General features: G+C 58.5%; 24 protein-coding genes. 15 read left to right on the top strand and 9 right to left on the bottom strand.

Annotation, left to right across the window (positions count from 1 at the left end; genetic code table 11):
* Positions 1-53: 53 nt before the first annotated feature.
* From DFO52_RS16525 to DFO52_RS16510, 4 genes are read left to right on the top strand one after another with little or no spacing between them, the layout of a single operon-like run.
* Complete coding sequence (locus DFO52_RS16525) at positions 54-731, top strand: fimbria/pilus periplasmic chaperone (RefSeq protein WP_059347355.1); 678 nt, start codon at positions 54-56, stop codon at positions 729-731.
* A gap of 23 nt (positions 732-754) precedes the next feature.
* Complete coding sequence (locus DFO52_RS16520; RefSeq protein WP_133550788.1) at positions 755-3,280, top strand: fimbria/pilus outer membrane usher protein; 2,526 nt, start codon at positions 755-757, stop codon at positions 3,278-3,280.
* A complete protein-coding gene (locus DFO52_RS16515; RefSeq protein ID WP_133550787.1) occupies positions 3,271-3,786 on the top strand; it encodes a fimbrial protein in 516 nt (171 codons plus the stop codon). Before DFO52_RS16520 ends, DFO52_RS16515 begins: the two co-directional genes overlap by 10 nt.
* On the top strand, positions 3,786-4,796 hold the full coding sequence (locus tag DFO52_RS16510) for a fimbrial protein (protein WP_133550836.1): 1,011 nt from the start codon (positions 3,786-3,788) through the stop codon (positions 4,794-4,796). The genes DFO52_RS16515 and DFO52_RS16510 overlap by 1 nt, the downstream gene beginning before the upstream one ends.
* A 2-nt stretch (positions 4,797-4,798) precedes the next feature.
* Here DFO52_RS16510 and DFO52_RS16505 read toward each other — a convergent pair whose 3' ends face one another.
* The gene (locus DFO52_RS16505; RefSeq protein ID WP_121932580.1) at positions 4,799-5,323 is read right to left on the bottom strand and encodes a lipocalin family protein; all 525 of its coding nucleotides are present in this window, start codon (positions 5,321-5,323) and stop codon (positions 4,799-4,801) included.
* Between the two features lie 117 nt (positions 5,324-5,440).
* On the opposite strand from DFO52_RS16505, the gene DFO52_RS16500 reads away from it, so the two are divergent.
* The 4 genes from DFO52_RS16500 (at position 5,441) to DFO52_RS16485 (ending at position 8,972) form a co-directional block, all read left to right on the top strand.
* A complete protein-coding gene (locus DFO52_RS16500; protein WP_032661978.1) occupies positions 5,441-6,166 on the top strand; it encodes a MerR family transcriptional regulator in 726 nt (241 codons plus the stop codon).
* Positions 6,167-6,265: 99 nt separating this feature from the next.
* On the top strand, positions 6,266-6,676 hold the full coding sequence (gene uraH / locus DFO52_RS16495) for a hydroxyisourate hydrolase (RefSeq protein WP_024906656.1): 411 nt from the start codon (positions 6,266-6,268) through the stop codon (positions 6,674-6,676).
* A 102-nt stretch (positions 6,677-6,778) separates the two neighbouring features.
* A complete protein-coding gene (locus DFO52_RS16490; RefSeq protein WP_047646729.1) occupies positions 6,779-7,738 on the top strand; it encodes a DUF523 and DUF1722 domain-containing protein in 960 nt (319 codons plus the stop codon).
* Between the two features lie 145 nt (positions 7,739-7,883).
* The gene (locus tag DFO52_RS16485; RefSeq protein ID WP_047059659.1) at positions 7,884-8,972 is read left to right on the top strand and encodes an AAA family ATPase; all 1,089 of its coding nucleotides are present in this window, start codon (positions 7,884-7,886) and stop codon (positions 8,970-8,972) included.
* A gap of 21 nt (positions 8,973-8,993) precedes the next feature.
* Here the strand turns inward: DFO52_RS16485 and DFO52_RS16480 are convergent, their stop codons facing one another.
* The 7 genes from DFO52_RS16480 to DFO52_RS16450 all read right to left on the bottom strand — a co-directional run bounded on the left by DFO52_RS16480 (position 8,994) and on the right by DFO52_RS16450 (position 13,388).
* A complete protein-coding gene (locus DFO52_RS16480; protein ID WP_054830079.1) occupies positions 8,994-9,242 on the bottom strand; it encodes a hypothetical protein in 249 nt (82 codons plus the stop codon).
* A gap of 112 nt (positions 9,243-9,354) precedes the next feature.
* Positions 9,355-10,308, bottom strand: coding sequence for a helix-turn-helix domain-containing protein (locus DFO52_RS16475; protein ID WP_121932575.1), 954 nt, complete (start codon positions 10,306-10,308; stop codon positions 9,355-9,357).
* Positions 10,309-10,334: 26 nt separating this feature from the next.
* Positions 10,335-11,114, bottom strand: a complete 780-nt coding sequence (locus tag DFO52_RS16470) for an MBL fold metallo-hydrolase (protein ID WP_047646730.1) — start codon at positions 11,112-11,114, stop codon at positions 10,335-10,337.
* Positions 11,115-11,236: 122 nt separating this feature from the next.
* A complete protein-coding gene (gene nlpA / locus DFO52_RS16465; protein WP_023309849.1) occupies positions 11,237-12,037 on the bottom strand; it encodes a lipoprotein NlpA in 801 nt (266 codons plus the stop codon).
* Between the two features lie 140 nt (positions 12,038-12,177).
* Positions 12,178-12,576: a type II toxin-antitoxin system VapC family toxin gene (locus tag DFO52_RS16460; RefSeq protein WP_029740768.1), complete on the bottom strand. Its 399-nt coding sequence runs from the start codon at positions 12,574-12,576 to the stop codon at positions 12,178-12,180.
* Complete coding sequence (locus tag DFO52_RS16455; protein ID WP_054830087.1) at positions 12,573-12,839, bottom strand: hypothetical protein; 267 nt, start codon at positions 12,837-12,839, stop codon at positions 12,573-12,575. The genes DFO52_RS16460 and DFO52_RS16455 overlap by 4 nt, the downstream gene beginning before the upstream one ends.
* A gap of 129 nt (positions 12,840-12,968) precedes the next feature.
* Entirely contained in the window at positions 12,969-13,388 is a 420-nt protein-coding gene (locus DFO52_RS16450; RefSeq protein WP_133550786.1) for a GNAT family N-acetyltransferase, read from the bottom strand.
* 186 nt (positions 13,389-13,574) lie between these two features.
* On the opposite strand from DFO52_RS16450, the gene DFO52_RS16445 reads away from it, so the two are divergent.
* The 5 genes from DFO52_RS16445 (at position 13,575) to DFO52_RS16425 (ending at position 20,306) form a co-directional block, all read left to right on the top strand.
* The gene (locus DFO52_RS16445; RefSeq protein ID WP_029740765.1) at positions 13,575-14,144 is read left to right on the top strand and encodes a helix-turn-helix domain-containing protein; all 570 of its coding nucleotides are present in this window, start codon (positions 13,575-13,577) and stop codon (positions 14,142-14,144) included.
* Between the two features lie 148 nt (positions 14,145-14,292).
* Positions 14,293-15,414 carry an efflux RND transporter periplasmic adaptor subunit gene (locus DFO52_RS16440; RefSeq protein WP_133550785.1) on the top strand — a complete coding sequence of 374 codons (1,122 nt, stop codon included), beginning with the start codon at positions 14,293-14,295 and terminating at the stop codon, positions 15,412-15,414.
* Positions 15,414-18,524 (top strand): efflux RND transporter permease subunit, encoded by a 3,111-nt coding sequence (locus tag DFO52_RS16435; RefSeq protein WP_133550784.1) that lies wholly within the window; start codon positions 15,414-15,416, stop codon positions 18,522-18,524. Before DFO52_RS16440 ends, DFO52_RS16435 begins: the two co-directional genes overlap by 1 nt.
* Positions 18,524-19,888, top strand: coding sequence for a TolC family protein (locus DFO52_RS16430; protein ID WP_133550783.1), 1,365 nt, complete (start codon positions 18,524-18,526; stop codon positions 19,886-19,888). The genes DFO52_RS16435 and DFO52_RS16430 overlap by 1 nt, the downstream gene beginning before the upstream one ends.
* Positions 19,889-20,009: 121 nt before the next feature.
* Positions 20,010-20,306: a YicS family protein gene (locus DFO52_RS16425; protein ID WP_023309843.1), complete on the top strand. Its 297-nt coding sequence runs from the start codon at positions 20,010-20,012 to the stop codon at positions 20,304-20,306.
* Positions 20,307-20,350: 44 nt separating this feature from the next.
* Here DFO52_RS16425 and DFO52_RS16420 read toward each other — a convergent pair whose 3' ends face one another.
* Positions 20,351-21,301 (bottom strand): LacI family DNA-binding transcriptional regulator, encoded by a 951-nt coding sequence (locus DFO52_RS16420; protein WP_029740761.1) that lies wholly within the window; start codon positions 21,299-21,301, stop codon positions 20,351-20,353.
* A gap of 293 nt (positions 21,302-21,594) precedes the next feature.
* On the opposite strand from DFO52_RS16420, the gene DFO52_RS16415 reads away from it, so the two are divergent.
* On the top strand, positions 21,595-21,909 hold the full coding sequence (locus DFO52_RS16415; protein WP_010426508.1) for a PTS sugar transporter subunit IIB: 315 nt from the start codon (positions 21,595-21,597) through the stop codon (positions 21,907-21,909).
* Positions 21,910-21,920: 11 nt separating this feature from the next.
* Positions 21,921-23,246, top strand: a complete 1,326-nt coding sequence (locus DFO52_RS16410; RefSeq protein ID WP_038417741.1) for a PTS sugar transporter subunit IIC — start codon at positions 21,921-21,923, stop codon at positions 23,244-23,246.
* Positions 23,247-23,253: the final 7 nt, after the last annotated feature.

The following is a 23,253-nucleotide window of genomic DNA, read 5'->3' as shown; positions in this document are numbered from 1 at the left end:
TCCTCAGGCCCGGTCTGCGAGCCGGGCCTGTCTTAGCTTTCAGGAGAAGCACTATGCGCGTAAACACATGGATTTGCCTGGCGGGCGCGTTATGTTCCTCCGCCGTCTATGCCGGCGGCGTGGGGCTGGGCGCAACGCGAATGGTCTACTCCAGCGCCACCAGCCAGGCCATGATGCAGGTGAGAAACACCCATCCCGACGCCACGTTCCTGATCCAGTCATGGATGGAGAATGAGCAAGGCGAACGCACCAACGACTTCGCGATCACGCCGCCGCTGTACGTCATGAAGCCGGCCAGCGAAAGCGCGGTGAAAATTATGTTTAACGGCAAAGCCCTGCCAGCGGATCGGGAGACGCTCTACTGGATGACGGTCAAAGCCATCCCCCAGCAGGCGAAAAGCGGCGCCGGAAATACGCTGCAGTTTGCGTCGGCTAACCGCATCAAGGTCTTTTATCGCCCGGAAGGACTCAGTGAGAGCCCGGGAGAGGCGTGGAAAAAACTGGCCGGTGCCTATCGCGCCGGAAAAGTGACGCTCAGCAACCCCACGCCGTACTACCTCACCACCATCAACGTGAAAATTGACGGTATGCCGGTGCAGCCGGTGATGGTGCCCCCGAAAGGCAGCGTGACGCTGGCCGAAACCTTCAGCCATGCGGGCAGCATGAGCTATCAGACCATTAACGATTACGGGGCATGGACCCCCGCCACGCGCGCGTCGTTATCCCAATAATAAAAACAGTAAGGCGTGACCACGTGAAAATAAAAATCCTGTGCGCCACGGTGATCTCCCTGGTGATTCGGCAAGCCGTGGCTGCTGAAAGCGAGCTGCAATTTAACCCCGCGTTCCTCAACGGCGAGAGCGCAAACAGCGCCGATCTCGCCTGGGTCAACGCCGGGAGCGCGTTGCCACCGGGTGATTACAACCTCAACGTGTATATCAATACGAATTATGCGTTCACGGGTAACGTCACGTTCCGCCTTGCTGAGGACAGCACAGGTGAAGCGCTGCCCTGCCTCACGCCTGAGCAATTCGACGCGCTGGGCATCGATAGCCATCAGGCGAAGGGCGGAGCGCTGCCGCTGGCGCAGCGCTGCATCTTCTTAACGAAGGCGTTTGCGGATACGCAGTTTGATCTGGACCAGAAGACGCTCACCCTGAGCTTCACCGTACCGCAAAGTGCGATGCGCAATTTGCCGCGCGGATACGTCAGCCCGGAAAGCTGGGAGGCGGGCATTCCTGCCGCGTGGCTGAATTACGTGGTCAACGGCTCGAACAATGAGTATCGCGGCGAGACGCGCACGCGGGAACAGCAGCTGTTTGCAAGCCTCAACAGCGGCGTCAACCTGGGCGCGTGGCGGCTGCGTGATTTCACCACGTGGACCAAAGACAGCAATGAGCTCACCCACGTGCAGACCTGGCTGCAGCGCGATATTCACGCCCTGCGCGCGCAGGTGTATGCCGGGGAAACGTATACCTCGGCGCAAGTCTTCGACTCCGTGGGCCTGCGCGGTATCGCCCTGAAAACCGATGACAACATGCTGCCCGCCAGCCTCAGCGGCTATGCGCCTGAAGTTCGCGGCATCGCGCGCAGCAACGCGACCGTAACGGTTCGCCAGAACGGCAACATCATCTATCAAACCTCCGTCCCGCCGGGGGCGTTTGTGCTGAAAGATCTCTACCCGACCTCCTCGGGAGGCGATCTGGCGGTCACCATTCAGGAGAACGACGGCAGCATAACGCAATACACGCTTCCCTTTGCCAGCGTGCCGAACCTGGTGCGTAACGGACAGGTGAAATATGCCCTCGGTGCCGGGAAATACCGTCCGACGGGCAATCAGGACGCGCCCTCTTTCGCGCAGGGCGAGCTGTTCTACGGCTGGCGATACGGCCTGACGTTTTACGGCGGGGCGCAGTTTGCCGATCGCTATAACGGCCTGGCCCTCGGGTTTGGGCAGAACCTCGGCCGCTTTGGCGCCTACTCCATCGACCTGACCCACGCCCGCAGCCAGCTGGCGGACGATCGGCACTACAGCGGTGATTCGGTGCGCCTGCGCTACAGCAAGCTGCTGAACGACATTGGCACGCGGGTGAACTTCTTCTCGCTGCGCTACTCCACGAAAGGGTTTTATACCCTCAGCGACACGACGTACAAAGGGATGTCGGGCGGATCGCCAAAGCAGACGGTGGAAGACGATGGCACCGTCACCACCCAATACGACACCGTGTACAACCTGCGCATGTCGCGCAAGGCAAAAAACCAGCTGCTGCTGTCGCAGCCGATGGGACAATACGGCTCGCTGTCACTGTCGTGGGATCAGCAGACATACTGGAACACGTCAAATACCACGCAAAGCCTGCAGTTTGCGTGGAACGCCACGTTTCGCAACGTGTCGCTTGGCGTCAGCGTCCAGCGAAGCTCGAGCCTGTATGACGACAAGAAAGATAACATCCTGTCGATGTCGATTTCGGTCCCGCTGGGCAACCCGACGCTGTCGACCCGCGCGCGCTTTACCACGACCCATGCGGACTCCACCGGCACAACCGCCAGCACGGGCGTGAGCGGCTACCTGCCGGGCCAGGAAAACCTGTTCTATAGCGTCAACCAGCGCTACAGCGCCCAGCAGCACTACGGCGGCGATGCCACCCTGCAGTACGAAGGCGCGTGGGGAGACTACAACCTGGGCTACAGCTACGCCAGCGACTCCCGCAACCTCAGCTACGGCATCAGCGGCGGTGCGGTAGTGCATGAAGATGGCCTGACGCTGAGCCAGCCGCTCGGAAATACCAACATTCTGGTAAAAGCGCCGGGGGCCAGCAGCGTCGCCGTGCTTAACCATAAGGGCATCAAAACGGACAGCCGTGGCTACGCGGTGATCCCGTACGCCACGCCGTACCGCGTTAACCAGGTCGCGCTGGACGTGACGACCGCCGGCAACGACGTGGAGCTGGAAAACGCCATCGCCAACAAAACGCCTACCGACGGCGCCCTGGTTCGCGCCACCTTCACCACGCATCAGGGAGCAAAAGCGATGTTTATCGTGCGTCACGGCAACGATGTGCTCCCCTTCGGCACGCTGGTCTCGCTCGATGATGACAAAACCAGCGGCATCGTCGGCGATGGCGGCAGCCTGTATCTTTCCGGTTTATCAGAAAAGGGCACGCTGAACGCCGTGTGGGGCCGCGGCAGCCGCCAGCGCTGCGCTATTACCTATGCCTTAAACAAGCAGCACTTTAACGCCCGCACCGGTCTCTATTCTCAGGAGGTGGTATGTCAGTAACGTTTCGGATCGGCTGCATCGCACTGCTGGCTTTCGCTCTCCCCGTTCGCGGGTATGACGTGCTGGTTGCCGTCACCGGCAATTTGATCGGCAACACCTGCGTGGTGGCGCAGGACTCCGGGGAGCAAAACGTGCCTCTGGGCACCATTGGTATTAAACAGTTCAGCCGTGCCGGGGCCGTCAGCAATATCAAAACGCCCTTCACGCTCAGGCTTGAAGCGTGCGGGCCAACCTTTGCGGGCGTAAAAATCCGCTTCAGCGGTACGCCGGATGATGCCAACCTGCAGCTGTTGAAGATTGCCGACGGCGGCGCTACCGGCGTGGCGGTGCAAATCCTCGATAAAGAGAGCGTACTCATTCCCCTGAACACGCAAACCACCGCGTACGGAACGGCGGGGGATGACAGCGTACAGATGACTTTTTACGCGCAGCTGGTTGCCACCGCCACGCCGGTGAGCGCCGGCGATGTGTCAGCCCTCGCCACCTGGACAACGGAGTATCTATGATGCGTTTAGCGTTTCTTCTCAGCGGATTACTTTTCTGCGCCAGCGTGCAGGCGCTGGACTGGAAATCGGATATTACGCTCTCCCCTCAGCCGATGACCTACAGCGGGCCGGCGGATTCCGTGGTGCCGGGCAGCATTATCGGCTCGACCTGGAGCGCCACCGCCAGCGTGCAGCAGGTGTTCTGGTGCGGGCTTATTTTTACCTGCACCAAAGGCACGCTGCAGCCCAGCAGCAGCGCCATCTCTAGCGGTGCGACTGTCACCGTCGACGGCGCGAATTACACCATTTTTGAGACCGGCGTACCGGGCGTGGGCTATATCATCGGGCTGAAGGATTTTAAGAGTACGCAATATATTCCCCTGCAAACCGGTATCACGCAAAGCTACCCGGCAGAGGGCACCAGTGGGTATGCCCAGGATCTGGGCTGGTCGGCAAAGGTCACCTTTATTAAAACCGGTGCCGCCCTGAAATCCGGCGTCTATAACATCCCGACCATCAACGCCGCGGTGCTCACCGCCTATAACAACGAGACGAAAACGGCGCAGGTGATTATCAGCCCGACCACCATCACGGTAACCGCCAGCGGGTGTACGGTCGGCAGCAAAAACGCCAGCGTGGCGCTGGGCACCATTGATATTCGCACTCTGCCCACGGTGGGAAGCACGTCGCCATCGGGGACGTTTACCGTCGGCCTGACCTGCGACGCGAACGTGGCGGTTCACGCGGTGATGACCGATCAGACCACGCCGTCGAACACCTCGTCGGTGGTGACGCTGACCGGAGACTCCACGGCGTCCGGCGTTGGGGTGCAGTTTTTCTATAACGGCAGCGGGCCGCTGACGATGGGGCCGGACAGCTCGGCCGCGGGTGCGACCGGACAGTTCTTAATCCAGAGCACCACGGCGGCACAGACGCTCACGTTACCGTTCCAGGCGCAGTACATCCGAACCGGCGAACTGGTCCCCGGCTCGGCCAACGCGCTGGCCAGCATTACGTTTTCCTACCAGTAGGGCTACTGCTTCACCCACACTAGTTGTTCGGTTCGGAAGCCCAGACTGCGTGCGGTGTTCAGGTAATCCTGCTTCACCGCATCCGGAATGGTTGGCGTGCGCGACAGGATCCACAGGTAGTCGCGGTTTGGGCCGCTGACCAGCGCGTACTGGTACTTATCGTCCAGCCTGATCACGTTATAGCCACCGTAGAACGGGCCGAAGAAGGACACCTTCAGCGCGGCGGTGGTCGGCTCGCCGGTAAAGTACGCTTTGCCCTCGCTCTCGTTCCACTTGTTCTTCACCGGGTCGTAACCGCGGTTAAGCACGCTGATGCCGCCGTCGCTGCGTTTGCCGTAGGTGGCGGTTACCTGCTCCAGCCCGCGTTCAAAGCGGTTTTCCAGACGGGCGACCTCGTACCATTTGCCGAGATAGCGGCTGGCGTCAAAACCAGAAATCGGCTGCACGCCCTTCGGCGGCGTGGGGGATTTACAGGCGACCAGCGTCAGCGCAATGGCAACACCGGTCACTACAGGCCATAGCTTCATGAGAATTCCTTTCATTTGCACGGTTGGACGTTAAGTGTAGTGCACCGTTTCGGCGCTTCATCCCGTTCGGGAAAATTCGTAGTATATTGAGAGTATTCCTCCACTCTGGACACGGACATGGCTTACTCCATCGGCGAATTCGCCAGACTCAGCGGCATCACCGCCACCACCCTGCGGGCGTGGCAGCGTCGCTATGGTTTACTCAAGCCACAGCGCACGGAAGGCGGCCACCGCCAGTACAGCGATGAGGACGTCCAGCAGGCGCTCAAAATTCTCGACTGGGTAAAAAAAGGCGTCCCGATCGGCCAGGTCAAACCGCTGCTGGAGCGCCCGATGCCGGGACGGACCAACAACTGGCAAACCCTGCAGCAGAACATGCTGCAACGCCTGCAGGACGGCAAGGTCGAGTCCCTGCGCCAGATGATTTACGACGCCGGACGCGAATACCCAAGGCCGGAGCTGGTCGCGAACGTGCTGCGCCCGCTGCGCAGCCAGGTTTCGGCCAACGTCGCCGCCGCCATGACCCTGCGCGCGATCCTCGACGGCATCATCATCGCCTACACCTCGTTTTGCCTCGAAGGCGATAAAAAAGCGCCGGGCGATAATATTCTGCTCAGCGGCTGGCACCTCAACGACCCGTGCGAGATCTGGCTCGAAGCCCTAACGCGTACCGGGCAGGGCCACCGAATCGACATCCTGCCGGTTCCGCCTGACGCGCTGGCACCGGAAATTTTCCCGGAGCGTAAATGGCTTCTGGTCACCAGCGGCAAACTCACCGCCGGGCGGAAAAAACAGGTGGAGCAGTGGCAGCAGCAGGTATCGCTTGAAGTGATTATCCTCTGATAATTTTCTCCTGCGGGAATCTTCACGAAAAGTTGAATATTTTCCCGCGCCGCAGATGCTAACGTTTTCCTGTGACGAATAACTCCACAGGAAAACACCATGAAAAAAACTGCCCCTCTGCTGATCCTGGCCTCGATGGCCTTTGCCCCTGCTGCCTTTAGCGCCCCTGCCGGCACGCTGAGCGTCCACATTCTCGACCAGCAAACCGGGATGCCGCCATCAGACGTGACCGTTACGCTGGAGAAGCAGCAGCAGGACAAGTGGACCCCGATTGCCAGCGGCAAAACCGACCACGACGGCCGCATCAAATCGCTCTATCCGCAGGATCAGGACATGCAGCCTGGCGTGTATAAAGTGACCTTCAAAACCGCAGATTACTTCCACGGCAAAAAGCTGGACTCCTTCTTCCCGGAGATCCCGGTGCTGTTCACCGTGACCCGCACCAACGAGAAGCTGCACATCCCGCTTCTGCTGAGCCAGTACGGTTACTCGACCTACAAGGGCAGTTAATACGCGTTGATTCTAAAGGAATAAAAAAAATAGTTCCGCGAATACTTGGACAAATTAGTCATGTTGTGTAAGTTTTAATTATATGAACGGGAGGACCACACCATGACAACGAAACCTGTACTCGGTATTAGCGGATGTTTGACCGGTTCCGCCGTTCGCTTTGACGGCGGACACAAGCGTATGGGCTTCGTCATGGATGAGCTGGCCCAGTGGGTGAATTTCAGGCCCGTCTGCCCGGAAATGGCTATCGGTCTGCCGACCCCTCGCCCGGCCATACGCCTGACGCTGACGGACAGCGGCGAAACGCAGCTCCGTTTCAGCAAGCCGCCTCATGATGACCTCACGCAGAAAATGGCCGACTTCACGGCGGACTATCTGCCAAAAATCGGCGATCTGGCGGGATTTATCGTCTGTGCAAAATCCCCAAGCTGCGGCCTGGAACGCGTGCGGCTGTACGATGAAAACGGCAACCGGGGCCGCAAGGAGGGCGTCGGGCTGTTCACCGCCGCCCTTCTTGAAACCTACCCGTGGCTGCCCGTCGAGGAAGACGGTCGGCTGCACGACCCGGTGCTGCGGGAAAATTTTATCGAGCGGGTATTTGCCCTGCACGAACTGAACACGCTGCGAAAAAATGGTCTCACGCGCCGCGCGCTGCTGGACTTCCACAGCCGCTATAAATTGCAGCTGCTGGCGCACCATCAGGCAGGCTACCGTGAAATCGGCCCGTTCGTTGCCTCGCTGCACGAGTGGGAAGACCTGGACGCCTTCTTCGTGGCGTACCGGGAAAAGCTGATGACCATCCTGAAAAAACCCGCCTCGCGGAAGAATCACACCAACGTGTTGATGCATATCCAGGGGTATTTCCGTAACCAGCTGAACACCCGCCAGCGCGGCGAGCTGCGCGACGTGATCCTGCACTATCGCAACGGACAGTTGCCTATTCTCGCCCCGATCACGCTGCTGAAGCACTACCTGGCCGAATACCCCGACCGGTATCTGATGACGCAAAACTACTTTGATCCCTATCCTGATGATTTGGGTCTGCGTCTGGCAGTCAAGTGATCATAAAAATGCGAAGGCCCCATTGACCCATAGAGGCCCAAAGCAGTACCCCGTTTAGACGACATCCTCACTGTCGTCTCTTTTTTGCATTTCATCTCAAAGACTGTGATTATATACAGGCTTATTCTGCAAAAGGGGCCTGCCTGTGATCAACACCCTGCACATTCAAAACTATCGATCCATCCGCGACATGTCGCTGGAGCTGGAGCAGCTCAACATCGTCTTCGGGCCGAACGGCACCGGGAAATCCAATATCTACAAGGCGATACATCTGATGCACAGCGCCGCCCAGGGGCAGTTTTCCCAGGCGCTGGCAAACGAGGGCGGCATTCTGAAGGTGTTCTGGGCAGGCAAAACCCGCAGCGACCAGCTGCGGCGGATGAATCTGGCCGTGGAAACAGAGACCTACGAATACGAGCTGCAGGTCGGGTTTGTGGAGAAGCTGCCCTATCCCTCGCAGTTTCAGCTCGATCCTGTGATCAAAGAGGAGTCCATCTGGCTGAGCGGCCAGCACCGTCGGCCTTCATCACAGCTGATGAAGCGTAAGAACCAGGCGGTGTTTCTGAACAACGTGCATCACGAGAAAGTGACCCACAGCGGCACGCTGTACGAGAACGAATCGGTATTCGGACAGCTCGGCGAACCGCATCTTTACCCGGAAGTGTCGCAGATGCGCGAGTCCCTGCGTAACTGGCGCTTTTATCATGAGTTTTCTGTATCAATCGGCTCGGCGATGCGGGCTCCGCAGGTCGGCTTCCGCTCCCCGGTGCTGGCCAGCGACGGTGCCAACCTGGCGGCAGCGTTTCAGACCATCGTCGAGATCGGCGACGAGCTGCTGCTGATGCGCATCCTTGACCAGGCCTTCCCCGGCTGCGTGTTTTACAGCGACAACACCGGCGGACGTTTTCGCATGATGATGCAGCGCGAAGGTCTTAGCAGGCCGCTGGAACCGGCGGAGTTCTCCGACGGCACCCTGCGCTTCTTGTGCCTGGCGGTAGCGCTGTTAAGCCCGCGCCCACCGGCGTTTATCGCGTTGAACGAACCGGAAAACAGCCTGCACCCGCAGATGCTGCCCGCCCTGGCGAGCTTAATCGCCGAGGCCAGCCGCTACTCGCAGATCTGGCTCACCAGCCACTCGCCGGAGCTGGCGAAGTTGATTGAGAAGCAGAGGTCGTTTTCGCTGTATCAGCTGTCGATGGTGGAGGGGGAGACGCGGGTGGAGAGGCTGGGGTAGTTCAATCTCTTCATACCCAACTTACCGGGGTGGGTCTTCGGATCGGTTCTTTTCTTTTGCCATAACGCACTGTATTCCTCCAACGAGGATCCCACCACTAATGGCAAGGGTCGTAGCTTCAACAAGATCACTGATTGGAAAATCAAATTGTCCGATGAAAAAGAAGCTGACCAGGGCAATCAACAAACGTCCAAATAAAAGCGTGGCAAATATTCCTGCTATCCAAACAGCGGCCAGTAACAAGAATAATTTTACCCTTGTAGTAATCATTATTTTTCCTCTGTCTGTATGCGGCAAACCGGTGAAGAACTGTAACCAGTATCTACTGTAGGTTCCTGAATGCTCAAATTTCTTAACCTGTCGTTATTACAGAACCTTCATGCTAGTTCTGCAGACGAAACGTCTTTCGCCACTCCGCCGGACTGACCCCAAAACGCGCCTTAAACTGCTGTCGCCAGGTGACGGCGGAATTAAACCCCACCAGCTCGGCCACGCGCTCAATCGGCATATTTCCGGCCTCGAGCAGGATCTGGCTGCGCCGCAGGCGTTCGGCGGTAAGCCAGTCGGCAACGCTCATTCCCGTGGCTTTAATAAAATGACGGGTCAGGGTGCGGCGACTCATCGAAACCACCTCTGCCAGCGAGTCCAGGCTATGCGGTTCGGTGATGTGCTGCTGAAGATAGTCGATCAGGCAGTTAATGCGTCCGTCCCGGGTATCTTTAGGTACCGGCTGGGCAATGAACTGCGCCTGCCCGCCCTCGCGGTGGGGCGGAACAATCATCCGACGGGCAATCTGGTTGGCGACCACGCTGCCAAAGCGCTGGCGAATGATATACAGGCAGCAGTCCAGCGCCGCCGCGGTTCCGGCAGAGGTGATGGTATTGCCGTCATCCACGTAAAGGGCATTAATATCCAGCTGAACGTGCGGGAAAAGGGACTGGAACTGATGTTCGAACTCCCAGTGAGTGGCCGCACGTTTGCCGTCGAGGAGCCCCGCATAGGCCAGCACAAACGACCCCAGACACAGCCCGACGATTTCCGCGCCGTTGTCTCTCGCCTGCACCAGGCTGTCGAGCAGCGTCTGGGGCGGGCGTTCAAGGACGTGCTGCCAGTAGGGAACGACGACTATATCGGCCTGACCAATGGCGGTGTAGTCCTGCGTGGCGTTGAGGGCGAACCCGTCTTTTGAGGTGAGAAAACCCGGCGTTTCGGCGCAGATCGTCACGTTAAAGCGCTTTTCGCCGGAGACCGAATCGCCAAACAGAATGCAGGGAACGGAGTAGTGGAACGGGCTGAACCCGTCTACCGCGACAATCGCGACGTTGATTAGCGACATCTGTCTCTCCTTTCCCTTTAACGCACTCAGAATATAACGGTTTCGCCATCCTGGGGAATGCTCACTGCGTCACTCACCTGATTGGCTTCAACGTACTCACGCAGCGCGCTGCGGGTCAACAGGCAGTGGTTAATCGCCTCCATGTGGCTCGCCACAATGTGGGCCTGCGGCAGCAGGAAATGAACGTTGAGCACGTCCTCTTGCCCCATAATAATCGGCCCAAAACCAATGACGTGGGCATAGCCAGCGTTCAGCACCACCACGTCCGGCTGGTGCTTTTGCAGATCGGCCGCCACCTCGTCACGCCAGACGGTATCCCCGGCAAGATAAAGCGTCTTCTCATCGGGATGACGCAGCACCACGCCGCAGGCCTCGCCCAGCCGCTCCGCCAGCTCCGGCACGGCGTAAGCGCGATCGGTGCCGTGCTGCCCGCCCTGGGTTTTCGCAATCTGAATATCGCCGAAGAAGGTCGCGTCGGTCATGACCGTCAGGTTGCTGAATCCCTGGCTTCGCAGCAGCGCGGCGTCACGATCGTTTTGCACGTAGATCGGTTTGTCTTTGGCGATCAGCTCCGCCGCGGCGCGATCCCAGTGATCGTCATGGGTATGGGTGACGATTACCGCGTCGGCGTCCAGCAGCGTGTTGACGTCAACGGGGAGTTCGACCGTCGGGTTACGGCGTTCGGCATATGCCGTGCCGGGAAAGCCCGGATAAGCCCCCTTCGGGGCCAGCATCGGGTCGATTAAAAGACGTTTTCCGGCGTAGGTAATCAGCTGGGTGGCGTTGCGAATGTGGGTAATGTTCATAGGCTATCCTCCGGTTGGTGTGATAAGGAGGATAGCCAGCCGTCACAATTGGCGCTGTGGGCTAAAGGGCGATTACCGATGGAATCGGGCCAATTTAAGCAACCCGTTTTCCGTCAGATCGATTACCAGCCCGGCACCGCCCCGCCGTTGAAGATCGTCTCCGCCGCTTTCGCTACCTCAGGCGACTGATACGACTGGATAAATTCCTTCACGTTCTCCGCGTCTTTGTTGTCTTCGCGCGTCACCACAATGTTCACGTACGGCGAGTTTTTATCTTCAATAAAGACGCTGTCATGCACCGGCGACAGCCCTGTTTGCTGAATATAGGTAGTGCTGATGATGGCGACATCCACTTTCGGGTCGTCCAGCACGCGCGGCAGCTGTGCCCCTTCCAGCTCCATTATTTTCAGCTGTTTAGGGTTGGCGGTAATATCCAGCGCCGTCGGCAGCAGCCCGGTGTCCGGCTTCAGGGTAATGAGCTTCTCCTTTTGCAGCAGCAACAGCGCGCGGCCAAGGTTGGTCGGGTCGTTTGGAATGGCAATGGTTGCCCCGTCCTTCAGGTCAGAGACGGATTTGATTTTGCGGGAATAGCCAGCCATCGGGAAAACAAAGGTGTTCGCCACGGCCACCAGCTTGTAGTTATGCGCCTTGTTATCCTCAGCGAGGAACGGGCGATGCTGGAAGACGTTGGCATCCAGTTCCCCCTGGTTGGTGGCATCGTTGGGCAACAGCGAGCCGCTGAAGCCGACCAGCTCCACGTCCAGGCCATATTTCTCTTTTGCCACCTTTTTGGCGACTTCCGCCACGTCCTGTTCAGCGCCGTTGATGACGCCCACTTTAATGTGTTTGGCATCGCTGCCACTTTGATCGCACCCTGCCAGCAGCAGGCCAGCAAGTACCAGAGCACCCAATCGACGTTTCACAAGACAGTTCCTTTTGCTGAATGTTGAAGTGACTATATCGACAACGAGGCGGTGGAATAAAAAACGAAAAAGAATCAATAAGAAGGATAAGTTATATGCGGGTATTGCCGGGTGGCGCTGCGCTTACCCGGCATCAGGGATCACGACGTTGTCGTCCAGTCCTCGACGGTAAGCTCCTGCACCATTCTGAATGCACGATCGTTAGTCACAATCGTTGTTCTCCGACTGATGGCATGCGCAGCGATCAGTTGATCGAGATCGCCCATCACTTTTCCTCTCTTCTCCATTGCTGCGCGGAGTTCACCATACGTTGCGGCGGCTTCACTATCCCAGTCGCAAATCGTGATGGTATTGAGAAACTCCTGGATTGTTTCTTTCAATCTACTGCTTTTCTTCTTATCTGCACCATACAGCAACTCTGCTTCGGTAATGCTTGAGATACAAACGTCCCCCGGAGTCAAACATGTCATTCTGCTTATAACTTCCGGGTGTCGTTTAAACAAGTGGCTCACGATATTCGTATCCAGCATATGCCTCATGAACATGCTCCATCCAGAGGGTCTCTTGTCGTAACACTCTGATTGCGTTCCTCTTTGCTCAGAAACGAATCCGGTACGTCCGTAACTGACAGCATGCGGAAAAACGTATCCCAACTCTTTGTCTGAACAGGTTTTGCCGCCAAAACGACATTCCCCTCCTCATCCCGCCGGATGTAGACGCTCTCCGTATCAAAAGCGAATTCAGCAGGTAGCATTACGGCCTGATTCCGCCCCTTTTTGAAGAGTTTTGCTGTGCGTTCCATTGCCATCTCCATGGTTTACTTGACCAGGCCAAAGCATGCGCCAGGGCCTGAAAAGAAGACAAGCAACACGCTTCAAATTAGGAATGCGACTCGCAATAAATAGCTGAATCCATAATCACAGAAACGGATTTAAAGCGCTTTCGCCAGATAATGCCGCTGCATGCCCTCATAAGGGTAATCCTGTAGCGACATCTGCAGCCGGTAGCCCTGTTTTTCATAGAACGGGCGCGCCTGGAAGCTGGCGGTATCCACCAGCGCGTGCTTGCAGCCTTTGCGTCGGGCTTCCTCTTCGGCCGTTTTGATGAGCTGGCTGCCCACGCCAGATCCGCGCACGGTCTCGCTGACCCACAGAAAATCAATATTCAGCCAGTCACCTTTACGCACCCCAATCAGCCCGCCCAGCATAGCGCCATTTTCGTCCCGCACGTAAACGCCAATATCCCCGCTGAAGGTCGACAGATCTAAAAATTGCCCGTTATAAGATCTCAACCCCGTTAATAACTCTTCTTTTTCAGCGGGCGTTACATTATCTGTTATGCTCAGGTGCATATTTCTCTCCTTATTTTCTATGCAATCTGAATATCTCACAGCTTAACCTCCACAAAAACTCCTAATTTCCTCCATTTTTTAAATACGGAAACATTCCCTCAATATCTAAATAAAAAAGGCCTTTCCAATACGCACCCAAAACGTATACTGAGAACGATCATTCTCACTTTTACACGGTAGCCGACGATGAGCACAAAGCTGGAAGAACGACAAAAACTGCGCCAGGACGAGATCATCACCGCCGCTCGCCGCTGCTTTCGCGCCAGCGGATTTCACGCCGCCAGCATGTCGCAGATAGCCAGCGAGGCGAAGCTTAGCGTCGGTCAAATTTACCGTTATTTCAGCAACAAAGACGCGATTATCGAAGAGATGATCCGCCGCATCATCGACTCGCGCATCGAGGAGATGCAGGGCAAAACGCTGGTAGAAGGGATGCCGCAGGCGCTCGCCTGGCGACAGACCCTCAACGAAGATGACGATGCGCTGATGCTGGAAATGTCCGCGGAGGCTACGCGTAATCCACAGGTGGCGACGATGCTGATCGAAGCCGAATCGCGCATGTTCGCCAACGCCTGCGAGCACCTGAAAAAGCAGTTTCCCCACCTGAGCGACGAGCATATTCGCTGCTGCGTGGAGATTACCGCCGTGATGATTGAGGGGACGATTTATCGTCGATTAACCCCTTTAAAAGTCCCGTCAGAACAATTAGAACCCCTTTATCAGGATATTTTAAATATGCTTTTCTCTGCGAAGTAATCGCATATGAATAATTAGCGGGAATAAGTAATTCCCCTTTTTTACATTTCTGGCTCTGCCAGAGATGCGGTATCGCTGTGCCTTTAAATAGCTCTCCTCCCTGTTAAGCCATTAACGGGGCAGGCGTCGTTCACCCTGGAAAAAGATTATGAAAACCATAACAACCTCCATCGCGGCATTATTTCTCCTGACCGGGTGCGATAATGCGCAAACATCTGCTCCCCAGCGTCCTCTTCCGGAAGTGGGGATTGTCACGCTCATGAGCCAGCCTGTTTCCGTCGTCAGCGAACTGACCGGCCGCACCACCGCCGCCATGAGCGCCGAAGTGCGCCCGCAGGTGGGCGGCATTATCCAGAAGCGGCTGTTCACCGAAGGCGATACGGTCAAGGCCGGACAGGCGCTGTATCAAATTGACCCTTCCAGCTACCGCGCTGCCTACGATGAAGCCGCCGCGGCGCTGAAGCAGGCGCAGGCGCTGGTGCAGGCCGACTGCCAGAAGGCCCAGCGCTATGCGCAGCTGGTGAAAGACGACGGCGTGTCGCGTCAGGACGCAGAGGACGCGAAGTCCACCTGCGCGCAGGACAAGGCCAGCGTTGAGTCAAAGAAGGCCGCGCAGGAGAGCGCGCGCATTAACCTTAACTGGACCACCGTGACCGCGCCGATTGCCGGACGCATCGGCATCTCCTCAGTCACGCCCGGCGCGCTGGTGACCGCCCAGCAGGATACCGCGCTTGCCACCGTTCGCGGCCTGGACAGCATGTACGTCGATCTCACGCGTTCCAGCGCCGATCTGCTGCGTTTACGCAGGCAAACCCTTGCCACCAATAGCGATACGCTAAGCGTGTCGTTAATCCTCGAAGACGGCAGCACCTACAGCGAGAAAGGCCGCCTGGCGTTAACCGAAGTGGCGGTGGATGAATCAACCGGCTCCGTCACGCTGCGCGCCGTCTTCCTGAACCCGCAGCATCAGCTCCTGCCGGGGATGTTCGTTCGCGCCAGGGTGGATGAAGGCATCATGAACGACGCGATCCTCGCGCCGCAGCAGGGCATCACCCGCGATGCCAAAGGCACCGCCACCGCGCTGGTGGTGAATGCCAGCAGCAAGGTTGAGCAGCGTCAGCTGGAAACGGGCGACACCTACGGCGACAAATGGCTGGTGCTGAGCGGCCTCAAGGCGGGCGATAAGCTGATTGTTGAAGGCACCGACAAAGTGACCGCCGGGCAGGAAGTGAAGGCCGAAGAGATGAAAACCAGCGGAGGAAACGCCTGATGTTTTCCCGCTTCTTCGTGCGTCGCCCGGTCTTTGCCTGGGTTATCGCCATTCTCATCATGCTCGCCGGGATGCTGGCGATCCGCACGCTGCCGGTGGCGCAGTACCCGGACGTCGCCCCGCCGTCGATCAAAATCTCCGCCACCTACACCGGCGCCTCCGCGCAGACGCTCGAAAACAGCGTGACGCAGGTGATCGAGCAGCAGCTCACCGGGCTGGATAACCTGCTCTACTTCACCTCCACCAGCAGCTCGGACGGGTCGGTGAGCATTACCGTCACCTTCGAGCAGGGAACCGATCCGGACACCGCCCAGGTACAGGTGCAGAACAAGGTCCAGCAGGCGGAATCGCGCCTGCCGACCGAGGTGCAGCAGTCCGGTATTACCGTCGAGAAATCGCAGAGCAACTTCCTGCTGATCATGGGCGTGTACGATAAAACCGATACCGCCAGCAGCTCGGACATCGCCGACTGGCTGGTGAGCAATATGCAGGACCCGCTGGCGCGCGTGGAGGGCGTCGGCAGCCTGCAGGTGTTCGGGGCAGAATACGCCATGCGCATCTGGCTCGACCCGGCGAAGCTGGCGTCCTACTCGCTGATGCCGTCCGATGTGCAGAGCGCGATTGAAGCGCAGAACGTGCAGGTTTCCGCCGGTAAAATCGGCGCGCTGCCCTCGTCGAACGCCCAGCAGCTGACCGCCACCGTCCGAGCCCAGTCGCGCCTGCAAACGGTCGATCAGTTTAAAAACATCATTGTGAAGAGCCAGTCCAGCGGCGCTATCGTGCGCATCAGCGACGTCGCCCGCGTGGAGATGGGCAGCGAAGACTACACCGCTACCGCGAAGCTCAACGGCCACCCGGCGGCGGGTATGGCGGTGATGCTTTCACCGGGCGCGAACGCGCTCAACACCGCCACGGCGGTAAAAGACAAGATCGCCGAGTTCAAAAAGTCGATGCCGGAAGGCTACGATGTGGCCTACCCGAAAGACAGCACCGAGTTCATCAAGATCTCCGTTGAGGACGTGATTCAGACCCTGTTCGAAGCCATTATCCTCGTGGTGGTGGTGATGTACCTGTTCCTGCAAAACATCCGCGCGACGCTGATCCCGGCGCTGGCGGTGCCTGTCGTTCTGCTGGGCACCTTCGGCGTGCTGGCGCTGTTCGGCTACTCCATCAATACCCTGACGCTGTTTGCGATGGTGCTGGCGATCGGGCTCCTGGTGGATGACGCCATCGTGGTGGTGGAAAACGTCGAGCGTATTATGCGCGACGAGGGGCTGCCCGCCCGGGAAGCCACCGAAAAATCGATGGGCGAAATCTCCGGCGCGCTGGTCGCCATTGCGCTGGTGCTCTCTGCGGTATTCCTGCCGATGGCCTTCTTCGGCGGCTCCACCGGGGTGATTTACCGTCAGTTCTCGGTCACCATTATTTCGGCGATGTTCCTCTCCGTGGTGGTGGCGTTGACCCTGACGCCCGCGCTTTGCGGCGCGATCCTGAGCCACACGGCACCGCACAAAAAGGGCTTCTTCGGCGCGTTTAACCGCTTCTACAGCAGGACCGAGCGCGGCTATCAGAACAAGGTGCTGCGCGCTCTGCGCCGTTCCGGCGGCATGCTGGTCATCTACGCCCTGCTCTGCGGCGCGATGGGCTTCGCCATGCTTAAGCTGCCGGGCAGCTTCCTGCCAACGGAAGACCAGGGTGAAATCATGGTGCAGTACACCCTGCCAGCAGGCGCGACGACGGTGCGTACCGCCGAAGTCAGCCGCCAGGTGCGCGAATGGTTCCTCACGAAAGAGAAAGCCAACACCAACGTGATCTTCACCATTGAGGGCTTCAGCTTCAGCGGCAGCGGCCAGAACGCCGGGATGGCGTTTGTCTCCCTGAAAAACTGGTCCGAACGTAAAGGCGATGCAAACACCGCGCAGGCCATTGCCCTGCGCGCCACGCAGGAGCTGAGCGCCATCCGCGATGCGACCATCTTTGCCATGACGCCGCCTGCGGTGGACGGCCTGGGCCAGAGCAACGGCTTTACCTTTGAGCTGATGGCCAGCGGCGGCACCGACCGCGACGCGCTGCTGAAGCTGCGTAACCAGCTGATTGGCGAAGCCAACCAGGACAGCTCGCTGCACGCAGTGCGCGCCAACGATCTGCCGCAGATGCCGCAGCTTCAGGTGGATATCGATAACAACAAGGCCGTGTCGCTGGGGCTGTCCCTGAGCGACGTTACCGACACCCTCTCCAGCGCCTGGGGCGGGACCTACGTGAACGATTTTATCGACCGGGGCCGCGTGAAAAAGGTCTACATCCAGGGCGACAGCGACTATCGCGCCGTGCCGTCGGATCTCAACAAATGGTTCGTACGCGGCAGCGACAGCACCATGACCCCGTTCTCCGCCTTCGCCACCACCCGCTGGGAGTATGGCCCGGAAAGCCTGGTGCGCTACAACGGCTCGGCGGCGTATGAGATACAGGGCGAAAACGCCAGCGGCGCCAGCTCCGGCACGGCGATGAGCAAAATGGAGCAGCTGGCAAACAGCCTGCCGTCCGGCAGCACCTGGGCGTGGAGCGGTTTGTCGTTGCAGGAAAAACTGGCGAGCGGTCAGGCGATGAGCCTGTATGCCCTCTCCATCCTCGTCGTGTTCCTGTGCCTGGCGGCGCTGTACGAGAGCTGGTCAGTGCCGATTTCGGTCATTCTGGTGATCCCGCTTGGCGTGCTGGGCGCGGCCGTCGCCGCCTCCCTGCGCGGCCTGAACAACGACGTCTATTTCCAGGTAGCGCTGCTCACCACCATCGGCCTGTCGTCGAAGAACGCCATCCTGATTGTGGAATTCGCCGAAGCCAAAGTCGCGGAAGGGTACTCCCTGACCCGCGCCGCGCTGCGTGCCGCCCAGACGCGTCTGCGTCCGATCATCATGACCTCGCTGGCATTTATCGCAGGCGTCACGCCGCTGGCCGTGGCAACCGGTGCAGGCGCCAACAGCCGCGTGGCGATTGGTACCGGCATTATCGGCGGGACGCTGGCCGCGACGCTGCTGGCGATCTTCTTCGTTCCCTTATTCTTTGTACTGGTGAAACGTCTGTTCTCCGGTAAACACGCGAACCGGAGGTCATAATGTTTCGTGTATCTATTTTAGCGTTAGCCCTGCTGAGCGCAGGCTGTGTGTCGTTAGATCCAACGTATCAACGCCCGGACGCCCCCGTCCCGGCAACCTTGCCCGGCGCGCACGGCGAAGCCACCGCCGTGGTGAGCCAGTGGCAGCAGGTGATGAACGACGCGCGGCTGAAAAGCGTGGTGACGATGGCGCTGAACAGCAACCGCGACGTGCAAAAAGCGATTGCGGATATCGACGCCGCCCGCGCCCAGTACGGTGAAACGCGCTCGTCCCTGTTCCCGACGGTGGACGCGGAGCTGAGCCACACCCGCAGCCGCACGCTGGCGAGCGGCGTGACCACCAGCGACGAAGCCAACGGCGCAGTCTCCAGCTTCGAGCTGGATCTGTTTGGCCGCAACCAGAGCCTCTCCCGCGCCGCGCGTGAAACCTGGCTTGCCAGCGAGTTCACCGCGCAGAACACACGCCTGACGATGGTCAGCGAGCTGACGACGGCCTGGGTGACGCTGGCGGCGGATAACAGCAACCTGGCGCTGGCGGAATCCACGATGGAGAGCGCGGCGAATTCGCTGAAGATTGTGAAGCGCCAGCAGGACGTTGGCGTGGCGGCCGCCACTGACGTCAGCTCGGCAATGGCGGTGTATCAGCAGGCGCGCGCCAGCGTGGCGAGCTATCGGACTCTGGTGATGCAGGACAAAAATGCCCTCAATCTGCTGGCGGGCGATACGGTGCCGGAGAACCTGCTGCCCGGCACGCTGGAGAGCCTGAGCGACAACGCCATCACGCTGATCCCGGCGGGCGTCAGCTCCAGCGCGCTGCTGCGCCGCCCGGACATTCAGGAGGCGGAACATAACCTGCTGAGCGCCAACGCCAATATCGGCGCGGCGCGCGCCAACTTCTTCCCGACCATTTCGCTGACCGCCAGCGCGGGCGTCGGCAGCGACTCGCTCTCCTCCCTGTTCAGCCACGGGATGAAGGTCTGGTCGTTCGCGCCGTCCATCACCCTGCCGCTGTTCAGCGGCGGGAACAATCTGGCACAGCTGCGCTACGCGGAAGCGGAGAAGAAGGGGCTGATCGCCACCTATGAGAAAGCCATCCAGAGCGCATTTAAGGACGTGGCCGACGCGCTGGCGCGGCGTGAAACCCTGAGCGAGCAGCTCGACGCCCAGCGCGAATACGTCGCGGCGGAGCAAAAAACGCTGGATGTGGCAACGCGCAGCTATAAGGCGGGCGCGGGAGATTATCTGACGGTACTGACCGCGCAGCGGTCGCTGTGGTCGGCGCAGGAATCGCTGATTGCGCTGCAGCAAACCGACCTGGAAAACCGCATCACGCTGTGGCAGTCGCTGGGGGGCGGTATTCAGTAGCGCTTGCCGGGAAGTACATGACAGGCGGTGAAGAGAAAATTCATACTTTCGGCTGGAATCGCTACACTGAATGTAACGATATATTTCATGGGAAGCATGTGACTTCTAAAGGGGGTTGTTGATGAAAGCTGCGCACCTGGTCTGCCTGCTGGTTTGTCTGCTCTTCGCCGCGTTTGTCCATGCTCAGGAAAAGGATGACCCCGCGAAAGAGGCGCAAATAAAGCAGCAGGTCCTTAAAGATATTAAGAAAACCTGTACGCCACAGAAAAAGCAGAGCGATAAAGCCTGGCAGGAGATGATTTTGTCGTCCGAGGCCAATCAGCTGCTGATCAAAAATGCCATCACCGCCGTGAAGCGCGACAACCTGGATGCCTACTGGGGGGCGATTGGTCAGGTAGATTGTATGGAAGATTATTGAGTTCAAGCCGGGTGGCGCTACGCTTACCCGGCCTGGAAAATTTTTTAACGCTTCCGCATATCCGGAATAATCAAATCCCCGCGCAGAACATAGGACCCTAGCATCTGCGTTTTCTCCGTCAGCCAGCTCACAATGCGCGCCGCCATCGCGTCCATGGAATATTCAATCGCCGGGATCACCGGAATACCCGGCAGGTGCAGCGATCCGGCCAGGCTGAAGACCATAATGTCGTCCGGCACCGATTTATTAAACGCCTGCAGCTGCGGGATCACCCGCTGGGCTTCCTGCTCGTCCGCCACCAGCAGCGCGTTGAAGTTCAGGGTGCTGGCGTTGTTAAGCAGCTCCTGCAGCGCAACGGACGAAGAAGTCGCGTCCATAAAGACCAGGCTGCGATTAAAGGGCAGGAAATTTTTCTCCAGCGCGTGCTTGTAGCCGAGCAGCACCTGGTCGGCAAAACCGCTGCCGTGGGGGTGGATCAGCGCAATCTGGCGACGCCCCTGGCTGGTGAGGTAGTTACAGGCGGTTTCGGCGGCAAAGGCGTGATCGAACTGGATGCTGTTGGAGTTATCAGACTCCATGCAGTCCACCAGAATGACGTTGTCCATATCCACGTCCAGCGGGAAACGGGCGCCAATCACCAGGATGTCGTCACACAGGCCGCAGGAGAGTTCTTCGAGGGCGTTCATCACTTCCGTTTTGCTGTGCGCGAAGCGCAGCAGGAGGTGTTTTTGATGCTGGCTGAGCTGTTTTTCCAGCGCGTAGAGATAACCGGTGGTCTGGTTAATGTTTTCCTGCGCGCAAATCACCCCGATACAGCCCGTCGACTGGCTCAGCAGCGACTGGGCAATCACGTTAGGCCGGTAGTTCAGCTCATCCACCGCTTTCAGTACGGCCTGACGGCTGGCTTCCTTTACGCCACGCGACCCGCTCAACACTCGCGATACCGTGGCTTTAGACACCCCGGCAAGACGTGATACATCATTGATTGTCGACATCTCTTTCCCCTGACAGGCTTACCTCGCGCCTGCAAATTCCATGACCGCTTCGGCTCACATTATAGCCAGAACGGAGTATATCCGTTTCCGTTTTCCATGGAAACCGATTTTCCGTTTCCACTCAAAATGATGTCAAAACACCCAAATTATGTGACCCACATCCGGTTAATTAGCCTCATAAGTAAGGGATCTTGATGGGTATCACACTTCTGTCTTTTATGAATGGAAACCGGTTTCCGTATAATGTCCAATCATCCTCGCAATAACTTTTTACATTTAGAGGATGGTTGTCGATGTTCAAGATTATGCTGTGCTGCTCTGCCGGGATGTCCACCAGCCTGCTGGTCAGCAAAATGGTCGATGTCGCGAAAGAACGTGGTTTGCCGGTGAAGATTGATGCGTACGGTGTTTCCGAATTTGATACGCAGTTTCCGCAATACCAGGTTGTCCTTCTCGGACCGCAAGTGAAATACATGTTAAAGACACTCTCAGACAAGGCGGCGACGCAAGGCATTCCGGTACAGCCCATCGACATGATGGATTACGGCATGCAGCGTGGCGATAAGGTACTGGACTATGCTCTGTCGCTCATCGAAGCGGCACACTAAAAGGTGTTCACATGAGTTCGTTATATCAATCCATGGTCGCGGTGATTGAGCAGTCAATTACCCCGCTGGCCGCCAAGCTGGGCCAGCAAAAGTATGTGATTGCCATCCGCGACGGCTTTACCGCCGCGCTGCCGTTTATGATCATCGGCTCGTTTATGCTGGTGTTCATCTTCCCGCCGTTCTCGGCGGATACCACCAACAGCTTCGCCCGCGGCTGGCTGGATTTCTCCCAGACCTACCGCGAGCAGCTGATGCTGCCGTTTAACCTCAGCATGGGCGTGATGACCTTCTTCATCTCGGTGGGAATTGGGGCAAGCCTGGGGCGTCAGTTTAACCTCGACCCGGTGATGTCCGGCCTGCTGGCCTTTATGGCCTTCCTGTTGGTCGCCGCGCCCTATGCCGACGGCAAGATCTCGACCCAGTATCTCTCCGGTCAGGGCATCTTCACCGCGCTGATCACCGCCATTTACGCCACCCGCGTCTACGCGTGGCTGAAGCAGAACAACGTGACCATTCGCCTGCCGAAGGAAGTGCCGACCGGCGTGGCGCGCTCGTTTGAGATCCTGATCCCGGTGATGGTGGTGATCGGCACGCTGCACCCGCTGAACCTGTTCATCGAAGCGCAGACCGGGATGATTATCCCGCAGGCGATCATGCACCTGCTGGAGCCGCTGGTGTCCGCGTCTGACTCCCTGCCCGCCATTCTGCTCTCCGTGCTGCTGTGCCAGATCTTCTGGTTCGCCGGTATTCATGGCTCGCTGATCGTCACCGGCATCATGAACCCGTTCTGGATGGCGAACCTCTCCGCAAACCAGGCGGCGCTGGCGGCCGGTGCGGCGCTGCCGCACGTTTACCTGCAGGGCTTCTGGGATCACTACCTGCTGATTGGCGGCGTAGGCTCCACGCTGCCGCTGGCGTTCCTGCTGCTGCGCAGCCGCGTTACCCACCTGCGCACCATCGGCAAAATGGGCGTGGTGCCAAGCTTCTTTAACATCAACGAGCCGATTCTGTTCGGCGCGCCGATCATCATGAACCCGATGCTGTTTATCCCGTTCGTGTGCGTTCCGCTGGTCAACGCCTGCCTGGCGTACGGTGCAACGAAGCTCGGCTGGCTGGCGCAGGTTGTGTCGTTGACCCCGTGGACCACCCCCGCACCGATTGGTGCGTCATGGGCGGCGAACTGGGCGCTCAGCCCGGTGGTGATGTGCCTGGTCTGTATGGTGATGTCCGCGCTGATGTACCTGCCGTTCCTGCGCGCCTATGAGCGTACGCTCATCAAAAACGAAGAGCAGAAAGCCCAGGCAACCGTCGGCGCCGCCGAGACCGCCAGCAATTAAGTCAAAG

The sequence above is a fragment of the Enterobacter sp. AG326 genome (assembly GCF_004362415.1).
Lineage (GTDB): Bacteria > Pseudomonadota > Gammaproteobacteria > Enterobacterales > Enterobacteriaceae > Enterobacter > Enterobacter asburiae.
Note: the sequence above shows the minus strand (reverse complement) of the source record. Positions and strands in the feature narration are given on the sequence as shown.

Bases quoted from the DNA above. Each gene is read 5' to 3' on its own strand.
- DFO52_RS16515 (WP_133550787.1), top strand. From the start codon at position 3,271: ATGTCAGTAACGTTTCGGATCGGCTGCATCGCACTGCTGGCTTTCGCT.
- DFO52_RS16415 (WP_010426508.1), top strand. From the start codon at position 21,595: ATGTTCAAGATTATGCTGTGCTGCTCTGCCGGGATGTCCACCAGCCTG.
- DFO52_RS16440 (WP_133550785.1), top strand. From the start codon at position 14,293: ATGAAAACCATAACAACCTCCATCGCGGCATTATTTCTCCTGACCGGG.
- DFO52_RS16435 (WP_133550784.1), top strand. From the start codon at position 15,414: ATGTTTTCCCGCTTCTTCGTGCGTCGCCCGGTCTTTGCCTGGGTTATC.
- DFO52_RS16410 (WP_038417741.1), top strand. From the start codon at position 21,921: ATGAGTTCGTTATATCAATCCATGGTCGCGGTGATTGAGCAGTCAATT.
- DFO52_RS16475 (WP_121932575.1), bottom strand. From the start codon at position 10,308: ATGTCGCTAATCAACGTCGCGATTGTCGCGGTAGACGGGTTCAGCCCG.
- DFO52_RS16505 (WP_121932580.1), bottom strand. From the start codon at position 5,323: ATGAAGCTATGGCCTGTAGTGACCGGTGTTGCCATTGCGCTGACGCTG.
- DFO52_RS16490 (WP_047646729.1), top strand. From the start codon at position 6,779: ATGACAACGAAACCTGTACTCGGTATTAGCGGATGTTTGACCGGTTCC.
- DFO52_RS16425 (WP_023309843.1), top strand. From the start codon at position 20,010: ATGAAAGCTGCGCACCTGGTCTGCCTGCTGGTTTGTCTGCTCTTCGCC.
- DFO52_RS16510 (WP_133550836.1), top strand. From the start codon at position 3,786: ATGCGTTTAGCGTTTCTTCTCAGCGGATTACTTTTCTGCGCCAGCGTG.
- DFO52_RS16460 (WP_029740768.1), bottom strand. From the start codon at position 12,576: ATGAGGCATATGCTGGATACGAATATCGTGAGCCACTTGTTTAAACGA.
- DFO52_RS16420 (WP_029740761.1), bottom strand. From the start codon at position 21,301: ATGTCGACAATCAATGATGTATCACGTCTTGCCGGGGTGTCTAAAGCC.
- DFO52_RS16455 (WP_054830087.1), bottom strand. From the start codon at position 12,839: ATGGAACGCACAGCAAAACTCTTCAAAAAGGGGCGGAATCAGGCCGTA.
- DFO52_RS16470 (WP_047646730.1), bottom strand. From the start codon at position 11,114: ATGAACATTACCCACATTCGCAACGCCACCCAGCTGATTACCTACGCC.
- DFO52_RS16500 (WP_032661978.1), top strand. From the start codon at position 5,441: ATGGCTTACTCCATCGGCGAATTCGCCAGACTCAGCGGCATCACCGCC.
- DFO52_RS16450 (WP_133550786.1), bottom strand. From the start codon at position 13,388: ATGCACCTGAGCATAACAGATAATGTAACGCCCGCTGAAAAAGAAGAG.
- DFO52_RS16525 (WP_059347355.1), top strand. From the start codon at position 54: ATGCGCGTAAACACATGGATTTGCCTGGCGGGCGCGTTATGTTCCTCC.
- uraH (WP_024906656.1), top strand. From the start codon at position 6,266: ATGAAAAAAACTGCCCCTCTGCTGATCCTGGCCTCGATGGCCTTTGCC.
- DFO52_RS16430 (WP_133550783.1), top strand. From the start codon at position 18,524: ATGTTTCGTGTATCTATTTTAGCGTTAGCCCTGCTGAGCGCAGGCTGT.
- DFO52_RS16445 (WP_029740765.1), top strand. From the start codon at position 13,575: ATGAGCACAAAGCTGGAAGAACGACAAAAACTGCGCCAGGACGAGATC.
- DFO52_RS16480 (WP_054830079.1), bottom strand. From the start codon at position 9,242: ATGATTACTACAAGGGTAAAATTATTCTTGTTACTGGCCGCTGTTTGG.